Origin of the sequence: Oceanobacillus sp. M65, assembly GCF_052246275.1 — a bacterium.
In the GTDB taxonomy this organism is placed as follows: domain Bacteria; phylum Bacillota; class Bacilli; order Bacillales; family Amphibacillaceae; genus Oceanobacillus_B; species Oceanobacillus_B jordanicus.
Window position 1 is genome coordinate 67807 of record NZ_JBQQCJ010000004.1, and the last position, 20980, is coordinate 88786.

Annotated in this window: 18 protein-coding genes; 6 read left to right on the top strand and 12 right to left on the bottom strand. The window is 41.1% G+C overall.

What is annotated here, in order from left to right; translation table 11 throughout:
* Positions 1-52: 52 nt before the first annotated feature.
* The 12 genes from ACTWPF_RS15450 to ACTWPF_RS15505 form a co-directional block, all read right to left on the bottom strand.
* Complete coding sequence (locus ACTWPF_RS15450) at positions 53-1267, bottom strand: EAL-associated domain-containing protein (protein WP_443149695.1); 1215 nt, start codon at positions 1265-1267, stop codon at positions 53-55.
* 144 nt (positions 1268-1411) lie between these two features.
* Positions 1412-2854 carry a collagen-like protein gene (locus ACTWPF_RS15455; RefSeq protein ID WP_443149696.1) on the bottom strand — a complete coding sequence of 481 codons (1443 nt, stop codon included), beginning with the start codon at positions 2852-2854 and terminating at the stop codon, positions 1412-1414.
* Positions 2855-3010: 156 nt separating this feature from the next.
* On the bottom strand, positions 3011-3772 hold the full coding sequence (locus ACTWPF_RS15460) for an ABC transporter permease (RefSeq protein ID WP_238022100.1): 762 nt from the start codon (positions 3770-3772) through the stop codon (positions 3011-3013).
* Complete coding sequence (locus ACTWPF_RS15465) at positions 3769-4497, bottom strand: ABC transporter ATP-binding protein (protein WP_443149697.1); 729 nt, start codon at positions 4495-4497, stop codon at positions 3769-3771. Before ACTWPF_RS15465 ends, ACTWPF_RS15460 begins: the two co-directional genes overlap by 4 nt.
* Before the next feature lie 160 nt (positions 4498-4657).
* Entirely contained in the window at positions 4658-5563 is a 906-nt protein-coding gene (gene opp4C, locus ACTWPF_RS15470; protein ID WP_161464297.1) for an oligopeptide ABC transporter permease, read from the bottom strand.
* 11 nt (positions 5564-5574) lie between these two features.
* Positions 5575-6540 carry an ABC transporter permease gene (locus ACTWPF_RS15475; protein ID WP_106895787.1) on the bottom strand — a complete coding sequence of 322 codons (966 nt, stop codon included), beginning with the start codon at positions 6538-6540 and terminating at the stop codon, positions 5575-5577.
* A gap of 96 nt (positions 6541-6636) precedes the next feature.
* Positions 6637-8451, bottom strand: coding sequence for a peptide-binding protein (locus tag ACTWPF_RS15480; protein WP_443149698.1), 1815 nt, complete (start codon positions 8449-8451; stop codon positions 6637-6639).
* Positions 8452-8691: 240 nt separating this feature from the next.
* The gene (locus tag ACTWPF_RS15485; RefSeq protein ID WP_443149699.1) at positions 8692-9690 is read right to left on the bottom strand and encodes an ABC transporter ATP-binding protein; all 999 of its coding nucleotides are present in this window, start codon (positions 9688-9690) and stop codon (positions 8692-8694) included.
* Positions 9687-10673, bottom strand: coding sequence for an ABC transporter ATP-binding protein (locus tag ACTWPF_RS15490; RefSeq protein ID WP_443149700.1), 987 nt, complete (start codon positions 10671-10673; stop codon positions 9687-9689). Before ACTWPF_RS15490 ends, ACTWPF_RS15485 begins: the two co-directional genes overlap by 4 nt.
* Positions 10674-10858: 185 nt before the next feature.
* Positions 10859-11356, bottom strand: coding sequence for a hypothetical protein (locus tag ACTWPF_RS15495; protein ID WP_443149701.1), 498 nt, complete (start codon positions 11354-11356; stop codon positions 10859-10861).
* A gap of 8 nt (positions 11357-11364) precedes the next feature.
* Entirely contained in the window at positions 11365-12372 is a 1008-nt protein-coding gene (locus ACTWPF_RS15500; protein WP_443149702.1) for a DUF3231 family protein, read from the bottom strand.
* 1 nt (position 12373) lies between these two features.
* Complete coding sequence (locus tag ACTWPF_RS15505) at positions 12374-13384, bottom strand: DUF3231 family protein (RefSeq protein ID WP_443149703.1); 1011 nt, start codon at positions 13382-13384, stop codon at positions 12374-12376.
* 150 nt (positions 13385-13534) lie between these two features.
* Here ACTWPF_RS15505 and ACTWPF_RS15510 point away from each other — a divergent pair, with 150 nt between their 5' ends.
* The 6 genes from ACTWPF_RS15510 (at position 13535) to ACTWPF_RS15535 (ending at position 20805) form a co-directional block, all read left to right on the top strand.
* A complete protein-coding gene (locus tag ACTWPF_RS15510) occupies positions 13535-15076 on the top strand; it encodes a spore germination protein (protein WP_443149704.1) in 1542 nt (513 codons plus the stop codon).
* A 6-nt stretch (positions 15077-15082) separates the two neighbouring features.
* Positions 15083-16198, top strand: a complete 1116-nt coding sequence (locus ACTWPF_RS15515) for a GerAB/ArcD/ProY family transporter (protein WP_443149705.1) — start codon at positions 15083-15085, stop codon at positions 16196-16198.
* Entirely contained in the window at positions 16185-17363 is a 1179-nt protein-coding gene (locus ACTWPF_RS15520; protein ID WP_443149706.1) for a Ger(x)C family spore germination protein, read from the top strand. Before ACTWPF_RS15515 ends, ACTWPF_RS15520 begins: the two co-directional genes overlap by 14 nt.
* Before the next feature lie 7 nt (positions 17364-17370).
* Entirely contained in the window at positions 17371-17526 is a 156-nt protein-coding gene (locus ACTWPF_RS15525) for a hypothetical protein (RefSeq protein ID WP_238022110.1), read from the top strand.
* Between the two features lie 63 nt (positions 17527-17589).
* Positions 17590-19086 (top strand): amidase family protein, encoded by a 1497-nt coding sequence (locus ACTWPF_RS15530; RefSeq protein ID WP_443149707.1) that lies wholly within the window; start codon positions 17590-17592, stop codon positions 19084-19086.
* A gap of 168 nt (positions 19087-19254) precedes the next feature.
* Complete coding sequence (locus ACTWPF_RS15535) at positions 19255-20805, top strand: AbgT family transporter (RefSeq protein ID WP_443149708.1); 1551 nt, start codon at positions 19255-19257, stop codon at positions 20803-20805.
* The last annotated feature ends 175 nt before the right edge of the window (positions 20806-20980 follow it).

Here is a 20980-nt window from a genome sequence, read left to right on the forward strand (position 1 = left end):
CACAAGCCAAATGAAAATTTGGCTTGGACTCGATTTAGCAGAAATTAATAAATTATAGAAGACCTTCTTGTTCATATAAAAAGTCATATGGGATATCAATAAAAATAAATACATCCTCTGACATAGGGAAAGAGTATGTTCTTATACGTTCATCTCGTTCAATATCTGTATATAGATCGGAGAGTATGCCTTTTTTCTCTATGTTCATGCGGACAATGTTTTCAAAAAAGTAAGGGCGCCAGCTCCAGTTCTTTTGCCTTCCTTCATAATGTAGTTTCCACTCGCCATCACTATTTTTCTCTGCGTTGGAGGAAAGTTGGTATCCAGCTTGATTACATATGTAAACACGGAATGTAATAGGATCACAGTCATTAGCAATGGTGAGTATTGTCTTATCATAATGGTCTTCTGTGTTTAATTTTTTCAGGCTTTTACTTAGTTGATTGTTTATTGATTCGGTCAAATCAAGCTGAGCTTTCATCTTTTTCTGTTCAAATGTGATGAAATGGTGAAAATCTTTTTTTATTTTCTCCTTACAACAATCTGTCGCTACAAATTCAGGCAGCTCTTTTGCGAAGTAAATCCCTTGGTAGTAACGCCCACCATTTCGCCAAGCATAATTTAATTGTTGGAATGTTTCTATGCCTTTAAACAGCAGCGTAGCACCAATTTTTCTTGAGAACATAGAGAGTAAATGGTGCACGTCTTGATAAAGGTGTGGTAATGCATCATTTTCTAGAAAAGAGGTATCTACTTTTAAGATATTTGGTTTAATCATTGCTAATCGTTCCAAGTTTCCATTTTGGTTCCCTGCATCATCAATTGCCAGACGTATACCAAGTGTTTGGATATAGGCTAGTAGGTGTTTGTAAGAGTCAATGTGTTTGATCACATAGTCTGCAGATAGCTCTAGAACGAGCCTGTTTAAGTTTAAGCCTCGTTCTGCGTATGATTGTAATAGATTTAGTAATGTTTCTCCATTATCATTTAATAATAATTTTGCATTATAATTAATAAATAAAAGCGTTGATTGTTCAGTATGGAAAAAGAGGTCTAAGGCTTTTTGTTGAATAATCGTGTTCAATTCCAGTCGAAATTCGCTCGGAATGGAATCATCCTTAAAGAACCAATCTAGACTGAGTTTTTCAGAATCTTCGTAGTAGGGTTTTAACTCGTAGCCAATAATTAATTGATTTTCGGCACTAATAATCGGCGAAAAATATGGAACAACTTGCTCTTGATTCATCATGATATCTAAAGGGTCCAAATCGATCACCTCCATCTCTGGTTATATGTATTATAGCATGAGCGAAGTAGGATTTCTTTAATTTCAATTGGTATAGTTTTAGAAATGAATAAACAAACCAGCATTTTTTTAATGCCGGTTTGCTTTATAGTGATTAGGTTAATTTTACGTGATTCTGTAGACGGAAAATACTGTTCCCGATGGAGAGGAACTACCAATATTGATTCCAATTGTTAATCCGCTTGCTTCATAGAATAGTCCAATAACATCGCCAGCATTGAGTGTTACATCTCCTGTTAGTGTAACGGTGCCATTACCTAGTATTACACGGAGGTTTAGTAACAGTGCTATATTTACGTTTAGAACAGGGAACAAGCCTGAAACTAACTCTGTGGCAACTGGAGTAATCCGGCGAATCGAGAAAGCTGGATTGACGTCTGCACCGATTTGGGCAGAAATAGTTGCTAAAGTTTGGTAGCTGACTGTTGCCTTAAGAGAATATCTTCCAGTAGCTGGTACTGTATAGCTTCCAGTCGTAGGGTTGAAGTTGGCGCTGGAATAGTTAGGTGCAGTTACGAGCCAGTCACCAAGTTGTGTAGAAGCGGTAACTGAAGTAGCGGACGTTCTCCTAGCGGAAAAACCAGTTGCAGCTAATGTTGGTCCTGCTACTCCAGTTGGACCTATAACGCCAGTAGGTCCCGTAACGCCGGTAGCCCCCGTGACACCAGTAGGTCCCGTGATGCCGGTAACACCGGTCGGCCCGGTAATGCCTGTTGGTCCGGTGATCCCAGTAGCCCCTGTGACACCGGTCGGCCCGGTAATGCCTGTAGGTCCCGTGATGCCCGTAGCGCCGGTAACGCCAGTCGGCCCCGTGATGCCCGTAGCACCCGTGACACCAGTAGGTCCCGTAATACCAGTCGGGCCAGTAATGCCCGTAGCCCCTGTGACGCCAGTCGGCCCGGTAATCCCATCAGCGCCTGTGACGCCAGTAGGCCCTGTGATGCCCGTAGCACCCGTGACACCGGTCGGTCCTGTGATGCCCGTAGCGCCTGTGATGCCCGTAGCGCCTGTGATGCCCGTAGCGCCAGTGACGCCAGTTGGTCCAGTAATCCCCGTAGGTCCAGTAATGCCATCAGCGCCGGTGACACCCGTCGGTCCGGTAATCCCAGTAGAGCCTGTAACGCCAGTTGGTCCAATAACTCCGATAGGTCCGGTAACACCCGTCGGCCCTGGTGCGCCAGTGATCCCTCTGACCACTACAACGCCGGTCGGCCCTCTAGGTCCCGCTGGTCCCGTAGTCCCTGTTCTCCCTGGATCCCCGGCTGGACCGGGTGGCCCATAAGGTCCTGGAGGTCCATAAGGCCCCGGTGGCCCCGCTGGCCCTGGAGGTCCAGGGGGACCAGGGTAATGATTATGTCCGCTTGAACATTTACAACAAGAAGAAGGATCTGACTGATTTACATATACTTTATTGCATACATTGCAAGAATGGTTGTTATTAGAACTATTATTCACGTTTGAATCGCTAAAATATTTGTTTTTATAAGCATCATTAGACTTCCTCCCATTTTCTCTTTTCAAAGAGCGTTTAAAATCATCGTGCTGCATATTGTTTCTCACTCCCTACTATTTCATAGTAGTAATCTAAATAGTATATTTTGATTGGCCAAGTATTGGTTGGGGTGGAATAACAGAAATGACTTAATAGGGGAAAGAGCATATAAAAAAGGATAGGAGTCTCCCTTTTACAGAAGACTTCTAGCCTTATTTCTTAGCTTCTAGTTTTAAAAATTGCATGCGCTCATTAAAAAGGGTGGGATAGGATAAATATCCTAGCATAATACTTGTCACAACGGCTGTCGTTAGAAGGAGAAAAAGGATCAGTAATTGAAATAAAACTGCCTGTACTGGGTCTGCTCCAGCTATAATTTGCCCGCTCATCATTCCTGGAAGCTGCACAAGTCCAATTGTTTTCTGACTCTCAATTGTCGGGATGGTGCTTGCCTGAATCGATGTTATTAATTGTTTATGGACTGCTTGCTTCGGCGTTCCACCAAGGGAAAGAATAAGCTCGGTCTCTTTTGATTTTGACTCTACCTCTGATATAAAACGATTTAGAAACAATATGGAAAGCACCATGGAGTTTCCGATAACCATACCACTAATCGGAATAATGTACTGGGCAGTGGCAGGTGTTATGCCTAGGCCTAGTAGAATTCCTTGTGTTAGTATCTCAACTGTAATAAAGGTGAGGACAAGCTTCCGTGTAATCCCTTTAATTTGTACGCCTTTTTTTCTAGCGTTTTGTGTTGCTGCAGCTATCATAAGAATAATCATAAGTAGGATATAGATAAGATGTTCCGACTCGAAAACAATTTGCAGAACATATCCTACAGCGAGAAGCTGAATAATAGATCGTACTGTAGCAATCAGTGTATCTTTTTCAAGTCCCAAATTTAATGTCTTAGATAATACAAGAGGAATAATAACAAAGATTAGTGTAATAGCCAGTGATAGATAACTCATGAATTGTCTCCTTTCACAAAAAGCCTGACTTCATTGTTTTCAGGCTCGTCTAAAAGAGAGCTTTCTCCAGATTCAATGAGTTGTCCATCTATTAACACCCATGTATAATCCCCGATTGTTCGCGCTTGTTGAAGATTGTGTGTAATCCACACAATTGTCGTGCCATAATGTTTATTAATCCTTACAATTAACGCTTCAATATCTTGTTGGGAAACTCTATCTAGAGAAGAAGTAATTTCATCTAGAAGTAATATAGAAGGGCGGTTTACGAGTGTTCTAGCAATCGATAGCTTTTGCCTTTGGCCACCTGATAGGTCGTTTGTGCTCTGGGTAGAAATAGTAATCGGCAGACCTACGAGCTGCAGTAATTCTTGTGCCTTTTCCTCTGAAAGATCCTTGCCCTGTAAAGTTAGGGGCATAGCAAGGTTTTCATATACTGTTCCGTCAATCATGGTTGCATCTTGCAAGGCAAAACCAACCATTCTTCTTAACTCAACAGGTGGATAGGAAGCAACTTCTTTTCCCGCGATTAGTATGTCACCTGTATCGGCTGAATGTAGGCCATTGCATAATTTGAATAAGGTGGACTTACCAGCTCCTGATGGCCCTACAAGCGTGGTGATTTTCCCTTCATAAAAAGTCCCGGAAAGGTTCTGTATGATGGTTTTTCCTCTAACAGAAAAGGTGACATTATTCCATTGAACTGCTGCATTTAATGATGGCATTTTTTTCACTTCCTTTTAGTGCGCAAATGTGCTGCACTTTTCCTATTATGAGAATATCCATAGCGTAACATGTATGGATAAAAGAAAAAACTTCCACTATTAAAGTAGCGGAAGTTCTTATATCCCCTATATTAGTTCTTACAAAACGTTTCACCGGCCCTTATCTCCTGTTGCTTTTAGGGTCGAATGCATCTCTAAGCCCATCTCCAATAAAGTTAATGGCAAGCACGGTTAAAAGGATAGCTAACCCAGGTGGAATCCAAGCTTCTGGATGATCGCGTAAAATACGTATGTTCTGTGCTTCTGAAATCATATTTCCCCAAGTAGGAGTAGGTTGCGGGATGCCCATTCCAATAAAGCTTAACCCTGATTCTACTATAATCATCGTCGCCATTAAAAGCGTTGCATTTACAATAATTGGCCCAATGGCATTTGGAATAAAATGCTTAAAAATAATCCGCAGGTCATTCGCCCCAATTGCCCTGGCACCAAGAATGAATTCCTGCTCACGTAACGATAGGAAGGTCCCCCGCACAATTCTCGTTAAGGTCGGCCAGGCCGTTATAGCAATAACTGTTACGAAAATGCCCACCGTTACTTTTTCAAGAATGGCAATAATAGTAAGAGCTAAAACGAGAAATGGTAATGCTAATACCAGGTCAGCGGCACGCATTATCATATTATCTACTTTTCCACCGTAGTAACCTGCTACTGCTCCTGTAACGACACCGATTATAAGGGTGAATAACATAGCAGAAAACCCAACTGTAAGTGAAATTCTAGCACCGTAAATTAGGCGTGCAAAATTATCTCTACCAGAGCCATCTGTGCCGAGTATATGATCTGCAGAAGGTGGCTTCTCAATAAGCATAAGATCCCCTTTTGTAGGGTCATGTTCTGTTAAGAGAGGGGCAAATAAAGCTGCCAAAATAAAAATAACTAAGACCACAATACCTGCAAGGGCCAATTTGTTTTTTAAAAATCGTTTCCTTGCCAATGTAAAGGGACTCTGATTGTATTTCTGGGTGGATGAAACTTGTATGTCTTCCGTAGAGTTTGCTTTCACATCATATCACCTCAATCATAGCGGATCCTAGGATCGACAATACTGTAAAAAATATCTGCCAGCAGGTTACCAATAAGAATGGCTACACCTAATAGGAGTGTGATCGACATAATAACAGGATAGTCTCTATTTGTAATAGAGTTTATAAACAAGGTTCCGAGTCCAGGGTAGCTGAAAACTTGTTCTGTTATAATGGCACCACTTAGTAATGCACCAAATTCAAACCCCATTAACGTGATGATTGGAATAATAGCATTTCGTAAGGTGTGCTTGTACAACACATTACGATCATTCATTCCTTTAGCTTTTGCTGTTCGAATATAATCACTGCCAAGTACATCAAGTACTTCTGATCGCATATATCGCATATAGGTTGCGGTCCCTGCAAGCCCAAGCGTTATTCCTGGGAGCACCATGTGATGGATACGGTTTAGGAACTCAGAAAAGCCTGTAATGTGTATGTTAGAGATGGTTCCTTGTGCTGGAAACCAACCCAATTTAATAGCAAATACATAAATGGCAATTAGACCAAAGAAAAAGTTAGGAATAGCCAACCCTAGAAACCCAAAAGTGGTAGCACTATAATCAAGAGGGGAATAGGGGTTTTTTGCCGAATAGATCCCAATTGGTATTGCCACAACTAACGTGATGACAAGAGCAAATAAACCTAAGTAAACGGTATTGACAATTCTTTCACTAATAAGACTTTGAACATCACGACCTTTATAGTACATTGATTCCCCAAAATCCCCTTTTGCCATGGATGTCGCCCAGCGGAAGTATTGGACAGGAATAGGGTCGTTTAATCCGAGTGCTTCTCGCTGCTCATTAAATACTTCAGGATCAACAGTTGGATCAAGAATCTTACCGGTAAAAGGATCACCCGGCGCTGCTTTGGCTAGGGCAAACACAATGATGGACAGCATGATAAGCATCGGTATAAAAACAAGTATTCTTCTAATGATGTATTTATGCATAAAAATCCCCCCCTATGAAGGAGGAGAGTATGCTCCTGAGCATACTCTCTACTTTATTTTAGTCTAGCTCTTGCGCCCAGAGACTAGCGTGACTTGTTAGTTCGCGTCATTAACCCACCATAGATGAGCATCTTGATACATGGTGTATGGTAATGGCTCTACACCTTGCAATCGTTTATTGTAAGCCCATAGACTATTTTGTGCGTACAATAGCAGTGCAGGAAGGTCTTCAGAAAAGACTGTCTGCCATTCAGAATATACTTCTGCACGATAATCCTGTTCAAAAGCTTCTGGTGCTTTTAATGCCTTTTGCATAAGTTCTTCTGATTCTGAATTATTCCATCTTGAGAAGTTGTAAGCTGCCTTCGTTGCCCATAGACCAGATGGGTCAGGATCAGCACTTCCAAGACTCCAGCCCAATAAATATAAATCCCAATCGGTGTTGTCATTTGTTAATTCCTCTACATAAGCGGTCATTTCTTTAGGCTGACGCAAATTGACATTAATTCCAGCTTCCTCAAGCTGTTGTTCAATTAATGGTGCTGATTTTTCACGAAGTTCGTTTCCTGTCGGGTAGTCCATATTGAGTACCCATTCGTTGCCATCAGGGTCTTCTCTGAACCCATCTCCATCTGCGTCCACATAGCCAAGTTCATCTAACATTGATCCAGCCTTGTCAGGATCATACGTGTAATTGGTTGCAGCAGCATCATCATAAGCCCAGAATTGTGTGGCGATTGGAGAATTAATTGGCTGCCCACGTCCGTATAGAAGACCTTCTACAAGACCTTGACGATTTACGGCATAGGAAATGGCCTGCCTTACTTTTGGATCAGCTAATTTTTCGTTAGGTACCCAATTGTCTGGCTCGAGTGCACCTGATTCTACATCCTCACCTGTACGATGATTATGCTTAAAGCCAAGGAGCTGATACCCAAAATCCGGTTGTTCAATGATTTCAATATTTCCAAAACCTTGTACGGTTTCAAAGTCAGCTGGCGGTATGCCATTTGGATCGGCAATGAAGTCTACCTCGCCCGATTCAAGTAAGCCGGTCATAACTGATTGTGCGACTACTTTCCATACAATGCTCTCTAAGTATGGAGTTCCTTGCCAATAATCTTCATGTCTCTCCAGAATATACTGTTCTCGTTCTACCATTTCTGTAAATTTAAATGCTCCCGTACCAATAACCGCGCCAGCATCACGAGACTCCGCAGCTTCCGGCATTTCAGCTACTGGAATATCTTTGAAAATATGCTCTGGGATAATTGGGAAGCTCGCATAATACAGTGGGTTAATATTTGGCTCTTCAAAATGAAATGTTACAGTATAATCATCCTCTGCTACTACGCCTTCAAACGTATCTGTCTCACCTGAACTGTATGCAGTATAGCCAAGTAGTGGAAGGACGTAGGCAGTTCTTATCCCGCCTGCTGAAACATAATCAGGATCGGACATGGATTTGTATGTGAAAACAACATCTTCAGCAGTGAAATCTTCGCCGTCATGCCATTTCACACCTTCTTCAAGCTTTAAAGTCAGGGAGGTTTGATCCTCGTTTGTTTCCCATTCTTTTGCTAAGCTTGGAATAAATTCAAGACTCTCATTTTGTGATACAAGACTATCATGTGTAAAACTTAATATGTTAGCTTCATATGCTTCTTCGTAAAAAATAGGATTGAACATACCTGCTGGTGCAGAATACATTGCCCCAGTCAATGTTCCGCCTGCTTGCGGGCCACTGTCGGCTTTTTCTTCCTTATCTTCTTCACCATCATCTGTATTTTCTGTTGTATCCTCAGTCTCTGCGCCTTCTTCATCGCCATCGTCATTACAAGCAACTAATAAGAAACCCATCATGCATAAAAAGACTAGCAGAATCAATAATTTCCTAAACGCTCTATTCATCCTAAAATCCCCCTTTATTCAAAGAAATGATTAAACCATTAATCATCCACACCCTCCTTTTCGATAGTTTTATATGAAAAAAGGCAACATAAAGGAAATAATGGCCTTTTTTACACGTGAGGATAGCTTGAGATATTATCAGAAGAGGTTCTCACCAAATTCCTTGCTCTAAAGACGTGCGATGTATAATCTTGCATTACTTTGTTTCTAACTTTGATGAACATTACCTAATCCACCATGTTATCCATGGTGTAAATGGCAGGATACCTCGTGTTCTGTGCCAACAGCAGTTAATGATGGTACTTCCTTTTCACACCGCTCATGTGCAAATGGACATCTCGTCCGGAAAGCACATCCGGAAGGGGGATTAGCTGGACTCGGTATGTCTCCTTTTAACCTTATGGTGTGTTCATCTGTTTTCTTCTTAGTAAGGGTTGGAATAGAAGACAGTAATGCCTGTGTATAAGGATGGGCAGGTTCCTGAAATAGTTTAGAGGTTGGTGCTATCTCGACAATTTTTCCTAAGTACATCACGGCAACGCGGTCACTAATATGCTTCACAACACTAAGGTCATGGGCGATAAACAAATACGTAAGCCCAAGCTCTTCCTGTAAATCCTTCATAAGATTTAGTACTTGTGCCTGAATGGATATATCCAAGGCGGAGACTGGTTCATCGCAAACAACAAATTCGGGATTTGTAATAAGTGCCCTCGCAATGCTAATTCGTTGTCTTTGACCACCGGAAAATTCATGGGGATACTTTAAGCGATCTTCAGCACGCAGCCCAACTTTTTCTATAAATTCTATCGCCTTTGCTTGCCTTTCCTTCTTTGATAAAGAAGTTTGAACAAGTAATGGTTCTTCTACCAATTCAGCTACACTCATCTTGGAATTTAGAGAGCCAAATGGATCCTGGAAGACCATTTGCATATTGCGTCGATAGGGACGGAATTGATTTCTTTTCATGCTTGTGATATTTGCATCTTTATAAAGTATGGTTCCTTCCGTAGCATCGAGCAGCTTGAGAATAACCCTGCCAAGGGTTGATTTACCAGATCCTGATTCCCCTACAATACCAAGGGTTTCGCCTTGATTGATGGATAATGATATGTCATCTACTGCTTTCAACTGGCCAACCGTTCGTTTAAAAACGCCACCCTTAATCGGAAAGCATTTTTTAATATTCTGAATATTAAGGACGGGTTTTTCTACTTTTCTTTCATTTTTTACAGTCATTCCTTCACCTCCGAGGGATAAAGATGACAACGAACATGGTGTTCCGAATCACTTGTATACAAGCTTGGGTTTTGTAAATGGCATTTTTCCATTACATGTGGACAACGTGTAGAAAAGCGACAGCCCGATGGAAAATCATAAGCTGGCGGAACGGTTCCTTTGATCGTACCAAGTCGGTTTACGTCTTTATCCACCATGGGAAGGCTATCCAATAAACCTTGTGTATATGGATGTTTTGGTGATTCTAGTAATACATCAACAGTAGCTTCCTCTACAATCTGACCACCATACATCACCATCACCCGATCAGCATATTGGGAAACCACGCCAACATCGTGGGTGATTAAGAGAAGCGCCATTTGAAATCTTTCTTTCATTTCGTTCATTAAATCAAGGATTTGTGCCTGAATCGTAACGTCGAGGGCAGTGGTTGGCTCATCGGCTATTAATAACATAGGGTCGCAAGAAATGGCCATCGCAATCATCACCCGCTGGCGCATTCCACCTGAGAGCTGGTGAGGATACTCCTTCATTATTTCTTCTGCTCTTGATAGACCAACTAGCTTTAATAAATGGACTGCATGCTGGTGAGCTTCTTGTCGACTCATTTTTTTATGCTTCCGAACAATTTCCGTGATTTGGTTTCCAATCGTAAACACGGGATTAAGTGCCGTCATTGGCTCTTGAAAGATCATCGCTATATCATTACCACGGATTTTTGTCATCTGCTTGGCGTTATAATTGGTAATGTCCTTTCCGTTAAGCGTGATTTTTCCACCTTCAATACGACCTGGTTTATTAATTAATTGCATAATAGAAAGAGCACTTATGCTTTTGCCACTTCCAGATTCACCAACTAACGCGACAGTCTCCCCAGGGGAAATTTTGAAAGATATATCATCCACTGCCTTAGCGGTCTTTCCTTCTTCTAGATGAAAATATGTCTTTAAATTATCCACTTGCAGCACGGCTTGCTGTGTCATGTTAACACCCCACTCTTCAATTAATAGAAGAAAAATATGATAGCTTTTTTAAAATAGAATGATTCGTATAAAATATGAGGTGAACTTGTATAATATTCTTTTTTTATGAGAGAAAAGTATGAGGGTGGGACAAAAGAGTTACGATAAAAAACAAACTCCCGAGCTAATTTATCCTCAAGAGTTTGTTAGGTAGAATCTGTTCGATTATGGTAAATAACTTTCAATAAAACCCATCTGATCAATCCCCCTACAGCTAGTCCAACTGGTAGAGAAAGCATTGGCAGCCACATGGGGCCGATTAAATAGCCGGAAATTTTTAGCACCGGTGAAAATATAAGACCAAGTGTTACAAAGTATGCGGAAAACACGAGCGGTAAATAGGCAAAGGCTTTTTTACCACCACCGGCATCTTTATAAGCGTCCCATATACCGAAGAAGTAGAGACAGGGATAAAACATCAGCCAAAGATAATTTGTCTGTTCAATAGCCTCATCGATTTTAAAATGAAAGCTTAAGATTATAATTCGGTTAAAGTTCCCCATGACATTAATGAGAAATTCCAACCCAACAAGGGTAAGACCTTTCACGTACTTTTTATTTAACAGCTGCCCGAAACCCGGTAAGGCAATACTCCATAAAACGGCCTCTAATTTTTTGCTTTTTTCCTTGAGATTTGTCTCCATAGACACACCTATTTCGCTAGTTCTTTTCTGTCAGCTGCAATAGGGGGCTGTTCCATCCAACCTTTTTCGATAAAAATAGTAGCAGAGTCATTTGCATACTTAGAAATTTCGGCAATTAGTCGGGTATATTGTACGGCTAAATCATGTCGTGGACTAGTTGATAAAGATATACCATATTCCCCAATACTTGAATTAATGAGTGTTGAAACCACATACATCATTAACTTATCAGAGAATGGCGCGGTGGTAGAAGTCGTGACCTCTGACGTCAATAATGGCGACCCTTGGGGAAGATTATCTACATGCAGTAATTTAGTAAAGACAGATAGGTGCTTTTCGGAAATGTCCCTTCCTCTTTCAAAGAAGCGCCTTAGTTCTTTGGAGGGGGAAACCTGACTAAATCCAGTGATCAGTGCATGACCAAGTGCATTTCTTTGAGAATGAAAAAGAAGGTTACTTATTTCGATGCCAAGCAACGGCCTCCGTTCGCCAAACCAGCCCGACAGGAAGCTATCCTTTTTAACAAATTCCACTTGTCGAGGCGTTGGAAGAGTGGGATTTTTTGAACTAAGTCCTTTTATCTTAGAGAGCGCTTTCGCCTTTATATGAGTTTCCTTTGTTGAATCTAAGCAGCCAGAAAAAAATTGAATGACATCTTCTCTGTTCGACACAGACAAGGCCATGCTGTACATGCTTAAGGTCATGATGGACATATTTAGAACATATTCAAGATATAATGCATCGGAGAATAACCGAGGTGCATCTGGTTTAACGTCTTCGTTTGTAAAACCCTGTGGAATAGGGTAATCTTCTGCTTTAAAAAGAGCAATAACCTCATTATTTTTTTGTTCGGCGAGTGACTTTGATTCTTCCAGTATTCCCTTAATGTCTTGGTCATCAATATGTGTTAGGAAATGTGTTAACCCACATATTGCAAGTGTATTGCTTTGAAAGGCAGTCCATAAGTGGGACACTTCTGAGGCTGTAAGGCGACTGTTTGTGTGTTTTTCTTCCACGTTACTCTCTCCCATTCTGAATTAAATCGTTTCTATCTACCATTCTTGGTGGCTCCTCCAACCAGTGGTTATGAATCATTAACTTTGTACCTTCTTCTGCATAAAGGGCAATTTCACCACTTAACCTTGCGTAAAGTGCTGCGATATCACGCCTTGTATTCGTTGCGATACTTAATCCATAAAAACCAATCCCCTGTGAGATCATACCTATTGTATAAAACAACAGAAGCTTGTCAGAAAAGGGGCTGATACTAGCAGATTCGGTCACATAGCTATCCGAACCCATCGGTGTTGGGATATTACTTTTCGCTAAGTGGTTCGAAAAAGTAGATACATGTTTTTTTGCTATGTTATTCCCCTTTAATAAATAGGATTTCACTTCATCTGATTTGGCAACCTGAGCAAAACCTAATATGGTCGCTGCACCTAATGTATTCCTCTCCATATTTGCGTAAAGCTGAGCAATTTCCAGTGCAAGCAAAGGACGCTTATCACCAAACCATCCATTTAAAAAGCTATCTTTTGTAACAAAGTTTACATTTTCAGGTGTAGGGATGGTTGGAGGAGAAACATATACTCCTTTTTTCTGAGCAATTGTAACAGCTTGCATATGCATGGAATTAGCATTACCTAATGATTCTGTATAGAACTGGTAAATGTCAGCATTGGAACTCTGCGAAACACCATTAGCAGTATTTGTCATCGCGAGGATGAACAGCTGGATCGTGTAGTGAAGCATATAGGTGTCTGAGTATAAACGAGGTGCTTCCACATCAACGTCCTCTTCTGAGAAGCCTTTAGGTATAGGACAAGCATTCTTTGTTAGTAATTGGGCAGCATTTTCTAATTCAAATGTTGAGACCCCATAAACTTTTTCCAATAAATCGCGAATCTCCGCATCCTTTGCCTTCTCTTTAAAGTAAGAAAGCATTGCCTTTGTGGAAGAGGCATTCATATACGTTCCCCACAAATTTGCAATTTCTGAAGCGGTAGCCTTTGTATGTTTATCCATTGCAATAACCCTCCTTTATTCCGGTGAGTATAGTTTGGCATTCAACAATCGTTTTATACGTGTCTTGAAATAAGAGAAATATGTTCTGTATAAAAACCTACCTTTACGGGAAAAAAAAGGAATGGTCATGCTGGATAAGGGGGTGGTGTTATGGGGCGGAATTTTTTTAGAAGACGCAAGCTAAAACAAGAGTCTGCTGAAGGAGAAGACTTTTCAGCAGAAATCGGATTAGAACTTGAAAAGAATTTGCAAGACCTACAGATCATGATTGGGAGTCCCGAGGACCTGGTGATACGCAGGTTAAAACTGGGGTTTAATGTGAAGGCTGCAGTAGTTTTTATCAGTGGGTTAAGTAACAAGGAAGCCATACATAATGACTTAATTAAAAATTTGCTGCGAAATAGAGAGAAGGAAGCGGGTAGTGACACGCCAGATGAACTGATCAAACAGCTAAAGCTTGACTTGATTAGTATTGGCAGTGTCGAGCAAACGAATTCCTTAGATAAATTAACAATTGACTTATTGTCAGGCAAATCGGTCGTCTATGTAGACGGAACAGCAGAGGCCCTTCTGATGGGAACAGAAAAGTGGGAAACCCGATCAATTGATGAGCCCATCTCAGAATCTCTTATTAGGGGGCCAAGGGAAGGCTTCGTAGAAAATCTACAGACAAATATGATGCTGATACGCAGGCATATCCGTGATCCGAACCTTCGTTTTGATACAAGTGAAGTGGGAAGAAGGTCGAAGAAAAAGCTTGTTGTCTGCTATGTGGATGGTATTGTAAACCCTGATATGGTCAAAGAAGTAGACCGGCGTCTCTCTTCTATTGATATGGACAGTGCAATGGAATCAGGATATATAGAGCAGTGGATAGAGGATAGTTATTTGTCTCCCTTTCCTCAAATGGATAATACAGAGCGTCCTGATAAAGTGGCGTCCGCTGTACTACAAGGAAAGGTAGGTATTCTTTTAGATGGTAGTCCATTTGCTTTAATTGCCCCGATTACGATTGCCAATGCATTTAAGTCACCAGAGGATTATTATGACCGCTGGTTAATTGGTACATTCTTAAGAGTTATTCGCTATATAGGAGCATTTATTACGATGTTTCTTCCTGCACTCTATATTGCTCTTGTTTCCTATCATCAGGGGATGATTCCCTCGCAACTAGCATTTTCGATTGCTGCAACACGAGAAGGAGTACCATTTCCGGCGTTTGTGGAGGCCATTATTATGGGGGTAACAATGGAACTTTTGCGTGAAGCAGGGGCAAGGCTCCCAAGGACGATTGGGCAAACAATTGGCATCGTTGGTGGACTTGTTATCGGGGAAGCGGCAGTTAGTGCTGGGATTGTAAGTCCGATTATGGTCATCGTCGTTGCTCTTACAGCTGTGGCATCGTTTACGATACCTATATATAGTGTGGCAATCTCATTTCGCCTCCTCCGTTTTGGATTTATGTTTGCAGCAGCTGTTCTAGGGTTGTATGGAATCGTGCTTGTTTACATCATGATAAATATACACATCGTAAACTTAAAAAGCATGGGTGTCCCCTATTCGACGCCATTCGCCCCAAGCTTTATCAAGGATTGGAAGGACCTGGTATTGCGTGGACCTCTTCCGATGATGAATGAACGACCTAGAAATCTTAAACCAAAGGATACAACGTCAGGGAATTTAAGGAGGTAAACTTGGGTGAATGATTTTAAGTATGGCGATGAAACAATTAGTTCGAGAGAGATTATGATTGCATTGCCCGCTGTAACGGTTGGGGTCGGTATTCTCACGTTACCACGTGAAATAGCTCTTCTCACAGTTGGTGCTGATGGGTGGATCGCTCTCTTGATAGCCGGTATCATGATTACACTTATTGCATGGATGACCTCTAAGCTAGCAGCCAGTTATCCAGGAGAGACATTTTTATCGTATTCTTCTAAGCTTGTTACAAAGCCTGTTTCCGTTTTGTTTAGCCTTATTCTCGTTATGCAAAGTTTACTTTTGAGTGCCTATGTAATCAGGGTCATTGCAGAGATTGCAAAAGCGTACTTATTTGATCGTACTCCTTTGGAAGTTATTTCACTCACCTTTCTTCTTGTCATCGTGTATGCCGTGTCTGGTTCCAGGGCAGGTTTGTTCCGTTTAAATATGTTATTTTTCCCGATTATCGTGCTTATTACGTTCATATTGTCACTGTTTTCTTTTGGCTGGTTTGAAATGGATAACTTATTTCCAATTTTTGAAACAGGCGTAAGGGATCAAATAAAGGCAACGGAGATAAGTGGTTTGGCATTTGTTGGTTTTAACATCCTTTTCTTTTATATAACCCTTGTGAAAGACACAAAAAAGGTACCGAAGGCATCAGTATATGGAATGCTTATGGTTATTGGGTTGTACCTGCTTATTTTTTTCATTAATTTAGGTGTGTTTGGAAACGCAGTTACGGGAAATTTGGTATATCCATTAATTGAACTGGCAAAAGAAATAGAAATACCAGGAGGATTTTTTGAACGGTTCGATTCCTTCTTTTTTGTTATTTGGATAATGTCTATTTTTAATACAACCGCTATGTCGGTTGATGTTAGTATTTATGCCTTACAGCCTTTCATCAAGCTAAAAAAACAAACATTACTCTTTTGCATGGCCCCCCTCATTTACATTATCGGAATGGTGCCAGAAGGATCTATAGAAGTTGCGAAATTAGGTACATTCATCGGTTATTTTGGAATTATCTCTTCTTCAGTCATTACGTTAATACTGTTCACAATCTCCAAATTCAGACGAGGGAGGAAAAAAGAGCATGCAGCTAAATAAAAAAGTGCTTGTTTGCCTCATTTCTTCTACTATTTTTCTTACTGGTTGCTGGGATAGAGTAGACATTGAAGAACGTGGGTTTATTGTTGGGACGGCCATCGACCTGGTTAATCAGGAAAAGGAAAATGAATATGAAGTGATGATGACAAATCAGGTTGTTATCCCGTCGGGTATAGGGACATTAATGCAAGGAGGCGGGGGGCAACAGGCGTTTATGAATGTTTCGGAAAAAGGTACAAGCGTATTTAGAACGAACCGGAAATTTTCCAGAATAAATAGCCAAGTACCATTCTATCAACATTTAAAAGTCCTTGTTGTATCCGAAGAAATCCTTAAACAACCTCATTTGTTCTCCAATATGATGGATTTCTTTATTCGTGATCATGCGTTGCGGAGATCCATTCGACTATTGGTAGCCCACGAAGATGCAAAGGAAATATTGAACTCGACACCTGAAAACACCGATGTTCCAGCCATGTATCTTGACGATTTGATGGAAAACGTAGATAGGAATACGAACACCATCAAACCTATACATATTGGGGAAATTCAGGAACTAATCTTAAACCAGCAGAGTTATGTACTTCCAGTCGTAAGAAAGGTGGGCTCTATGGCTGAATATGGAAACGTAGTGGTTATGGATGGGGGAAGTAACCAAATGGTCGGTTCACTTAATGAGGACGAAACAAGTGGTTTAGGATTTATAAATGGCCACACTGAAGGTGGCGTCTTGGAGGTACAGGTTGATGAAAGCCCATTAGCAGTTGAAATTACAAAAATAAAACAAAAAATGAAAATTACCAATACGCAACGGAATAATGTAGAAGTGGAAATTTCCATTTTAATTGACGGAAATATTGCGGAATATTTTGGTGTGGAAAGTGTATTGGATGAAAAGTTTTTAGAGAAGGCTGAAGCATCAACAGAAAAAAAAGTAAAAGAATTGACTGCAAAAACGATTAAAAAAGTGCAGCAGGAGCTTAACACAGACGTCCTAGGAGTTAGTAAAAACCTATATCAATTCCACTATGATTTCTGGCAGGAAGTAAAAGAAGACTGGGAAAACGGGGAGAACTACTTTTCAAGCGCTGATATTAAGATCAACTCCGAAGTTAAAATAGACAGAGTAGGCTCGGCGGATCGAATAAAAATGAAGGAGGAGTGAAGCATAGGTGAAAACATTGTTGGACTGGATCCCTGGGTGGGTAGTGTTTTTTAACGCTTTATTGGCTTTTGTTATCCCCTTCTTCATTTATCTTATAAACAAAAAACTACATGACATTGGTGATCCTGAATGGAAAAAAACAAATGATAAAAAAGGTAGATAGTAGACTTCGATGGGGTAATGATACAATGAAGTAAGAAGTTTGTTTTTGGAGGAGAGATAGAGATTGAATATTGACGAATTTAAGAAAATGGATGGCGTGGAAATGGCTGAAAGAATTCAGCGGAAAGAAATAAAACCAAGTGAACTATTAGAACATAGTTTTAATCAATTAGAAAAGGTAAACCCTGATTTAAACGCCGTTATTTCTTCCAGAAAGGAAAAGGCTTTTTCAGAGACGGATCGTTTCTATTCGGCGGCACAACCTTTCGCAGGGGTCCCTGTTTTACTTAAAGAAACGCAACGGTTAGCTGGGGAGAGATCTACCTCTGCTTCCAGGCTTCTAAAAGACAGTGTAGCGAAAGAAGACGCTAACTTTGTAAGCGAATTTCGTAATGCGGGCTTCCAATTTGTTGGTCATACAAATATACCGGAGTTCGCGTTGAAAAACATTACAGAGTCTTCCGTGCATGGACCTGTTAAGAATCCTTGGAATCTCGAGCATTCACCTGGAGGCTCAAGTGGCGGAGCGGCAGCGGCTGTAGCTTCAGGAATTGTGCCAATTGCCGGTGCAAGTGACGGAGGTGGCTCCATCAGGATTCCTGCTTCGTTTACAGGTTTATTTGGTCTCAAGCCAACAAGAGGCCGTACGCCAGTAGGACCAGGAGTAGGGAGACAATGGCAGGGCGCGGCGATTGATTTTGTTCTCACTCGAAGTGTAAGAGACAGCGCAGTAATGCTTGATGTTTTACAAACAGTGCAACCAGAAGCTGCCTTTCAAACACCGTTGTATCCTAAAAAATACAAAGACGTACTGGAAAAGCCTTTGGACAAAAAGCTACGAATCGCCTTTTCTACAGTGTCACCTGTAGGCACTCCCGTTTCAACAGAAGCAGAGCAGGCTGTATTACAAACAGTAAGGTGGCTTGAGGCGGAAGGGCATATTGTAGAAGAACAGACTCCAGATATTGATGGTGTTCAACTGATGCAAAATTATTATGTGATGAATGCTGGTGAAATGGCTTCTGTTATGGACCAACTGAAGAAAATACAGCAGAGGGAGCTGACAGAGTTAGACATGGAATTAGAGGCATGGATGCTTTATCAAGCAGGAAAGCATGTGACTGCAGCAGAGTATGCCACAAGTATAGCTTCATGGGATGTTGCTGCAGCAGAGGCTGCAATTTTTCACGAAACATTTGATTTCTATATAACCCCAACAACAGCGTTTGCTGCACCTCGTGTAGGAGAGTTAACTGCAACGGAAAATGATGCAGAAGTAATGCGAGATAAAATGAAGCAAGCTGAGCGGGCAAAACGGTTGGAGCTCATTTATGAGATGTTTCTACCAAGCTTAACGTATAGTCCTTATACACAGCTGGCTAATCTTACAGGTCAACCAGCAATGTCTGTCCCTGTTCATTTTACAGAGAATGAACTGCCACTTGGTGTACAAGTTATGGCTGGTAAAGGGGAAGAACACCGTTTATTACAACTTGCAAGCTTACTAGAAAACGCTTCCTCACTGTGGCAAGGGATGGAGCATAACCCATACTTTAACTAGTATTTAATAGTATTTTTTCAAGTGTTAATCTTGTGAATAATGCTAGTATTACTTTTATTTTATTAACGGTTTCAAATTAGTGACTTAGCCTTTATAATGTTACCTGCGCACCGAAGACTCGGTGTTATTTTCAGAATATTACTCATATGGAAAAAGGGAGAGGAATATATGGGGAAGACAAAAAAAGGCTTATTCCAAAAGTCACTAGACGGGATAGAGTTTCTTGGTAATAAACTCCCACATCCCGTCACATTATTCGCAATATTAGCACTGCTAGTATTAGTGCTATCTGCGGCGCTTTCTCAGTTGGGAATTAGTGTAGAACATCCCGGAGAAAAAGGTGAAATGGTTGAAATAACTAACCTGCTTAATGCGGAAGGTATTCAGTACATTTTCTCAAGTATGACAGATAACTTCATCGGCTTTGCGCCACTAGGTGTTGTGCTCGTTACAATGCTCGGAATTGGAGTGGCAGAACGTACAGGCTTAATCAGTGCAATGCTACGTGGTTTTGTACTATCTGTACCGAACCGTTTTATTACGCTAGGACTTGTGTTCGCAGGGATTATGTCCAGTGTGGCTTCTGATGCAGGATATGTAGTATTGCCGCCACTAGGTGCCTTAATCTTTGCTGCGCTAGGGAGACATCCATTAGCTGGACTTGCCGCTGCGTTTGCTGGTGTTTCAGCAGGTTTCAGTGCAAATCTATTGCTTTCTGGTACTGATGTTATGCTAGGTGAGCTAACGATTGCAGCGGCATCGATGGTTGATCCTGCTTATGCTGAAACGATGAATATCGCGATGAACTATGCCTTTATTGCTGTTTCTGTTTTTGTGCTTACATTGATTGGTACATGGGTAACAGAGAAGATTGTGGAACCACGTCTTGGAAGCTACAAGCAAGAAGGTAACGAAGAAACAGATGAAAACCTTGATGGATTAAAACCGGTTGAGAAAAAAGGCTTAATCTGGGCAGGGGTATCCCTAGTGATTGGCTTGGGTCTGACCGCATTGCTTATCCTTCCAGAAAATGCTCCAATGCGGGGGACAGAAGGTTCAACGATGGATCAGATCGTTCAGTCACCGTTTATGAGCTCGCTTGTTCCAATTATAGCGATCCTTTTCTTAATCCCAGGACTTGTATATGGAATAGTAACAAAAGTGATTCGTAATGATAAAGATGTGGCAGGGCAAATGTCTGACACAATGGCATCAATGGGGATGTTTATTGTACTGGCCTTTACAGCAGGTCAATTTGTCGCATATTTTAATGAATCCAATATGGGGCTTGTGCTTGGTGTATACGGGGCAGAATTTCTAGACAGCGTTAATCTGACAGGAATTCCACTCATCTTAATATTCATTTTAATTACCGCCTTTATCAACCTATTTATAGGGAGTGCTTCAGCAAAATGGGCCATGATGGCACCGGTATTCGTACCGATCATGATGCAATTGGGTTATTCTCCTGAACTGACTCAAATGGCTTATCGTGTAGCTGATTCCACAACAAATATTATTTCACCTTTAATGACTTACTTCGCAATTATCATTGCATTCGCCCAGAAGTATGATAAAAAAATGGGTATCGGTACATTAATTTCTACCATGATTCCGTACTCTATTTTCTTCCTCGTCGGGTGGACAATCATGCTTATCATTTGGATGTTATTTGGTATCCCACTAGGACCAGGTGGACCACTTGAATATCCTAACTAATTAAATAGAATGACTTAAAAAAGCCGAACGCTTATGGGGAAATTCACCATATTGTGTTCGGCTTTTTCTATGTGTTGGGCCCGGAGGATCCGGTCATGCCGACGTTGACCCAGGACGGGTTGTGTTTAGTCGGCGTTCCATAAATTGGCGCTCTTCGCTTTTCTATTTTGTTTGA

What these genes read in the sequence shown, in the direction of transcription:
- ACTWPF_RS15460 (WP_238022100.1), bottom strand. Translation starts at nt 3,772, where the DNA reads ATGAGTTATCTATCACTGGCTATTACACTAATCTTTGTTATTATTCCT.
- ACTWPF_RS15535 (WP_443149708.1), top strand. Translation starts at nt 19,255, where the DNA reads ATGGGGAAGACAAAAAAAGGCTTATTCCAAAAGTCACTAGACGGGATA.
- ACTWPF_RS15465 (WP_443149697.1), bottom strand. Translation starts at nt 4,497, where the DNA reads ATGCCATCATTAAATGCAGCAGTTCAATGGAATAATGTCACCTTTTCT.
- ACTWPF_RS15495 (WP_443149701.1), bottom strand. Translation starts at nt 11,356, where the DNA reads ATGGAGACAAATCTCAAGGAAAAAAGCAAAAAATTAGAGGCCGTTTTA.
- ACTWPF_RS15505 (WP_443149703.1), bottom strand. Translation starts at nt 13,384, where the DNA reads ATGGATAAACATACAAAGGCTACCGCTTCAGAAATTGCAAATTTGTGG.
- ACTWPF_RS15480 (WP_443149698.1), bottom strand. Translation starts at nt 8,451, where the DNA reads ATGAATAGAGCGTTTAGGAAATTATTGATTCTGCTAGTCTTTTTATGC.
- ACTWPF_RS15490 (WP_443149700.1), bottom strand. Translation starts at nt 10,673, where the DNA reads ATGACACAGCAAGCCGTGCTGCAAGTGGATAATTTAAAGACATATTTT.
- ACTWPF_RS15455 (WP_443149696.1), bottom strand. Translation starts at nt 2,854, where the DNA reads ATGCAGCACGATGATTTTAAACGCTCTTTGAAAAGAGAAAATGGGAGG.
- ACTWPF_RS15485 (WP_443149699.1), bottom strand. Translation starts at nt 9,690, where the DNA reads ATGACTGTAAAAAATGAAAGAAAAGTAGAAAAACCCGTCCTTAATATT.
- ACTWPF_RS15475 (WP_106895787.1), bottom strand. Translation starts at nt 6,540, where the DNA reads ATGCATAAATACATCATTAGAAGAATACTTGTTTTTATACCGATGCTT.
- ACTWPF_RS15520 (WP_443149706.1), top strand. Translation starts at nt 16,185, where the DNA reads ATGCAGCTAAATAAAAAAGTGCTTGTTTGCCTCATTTCTTCTACTATT.
- ACTWPF_RS15510 (WP_443149704.1), top strand. Translation starts at nt 13,535, where the DNA reads ATGGGGCGGAATTTTTTTAGAAGACGCAAGCTAAAACAAGAGTCTGCT.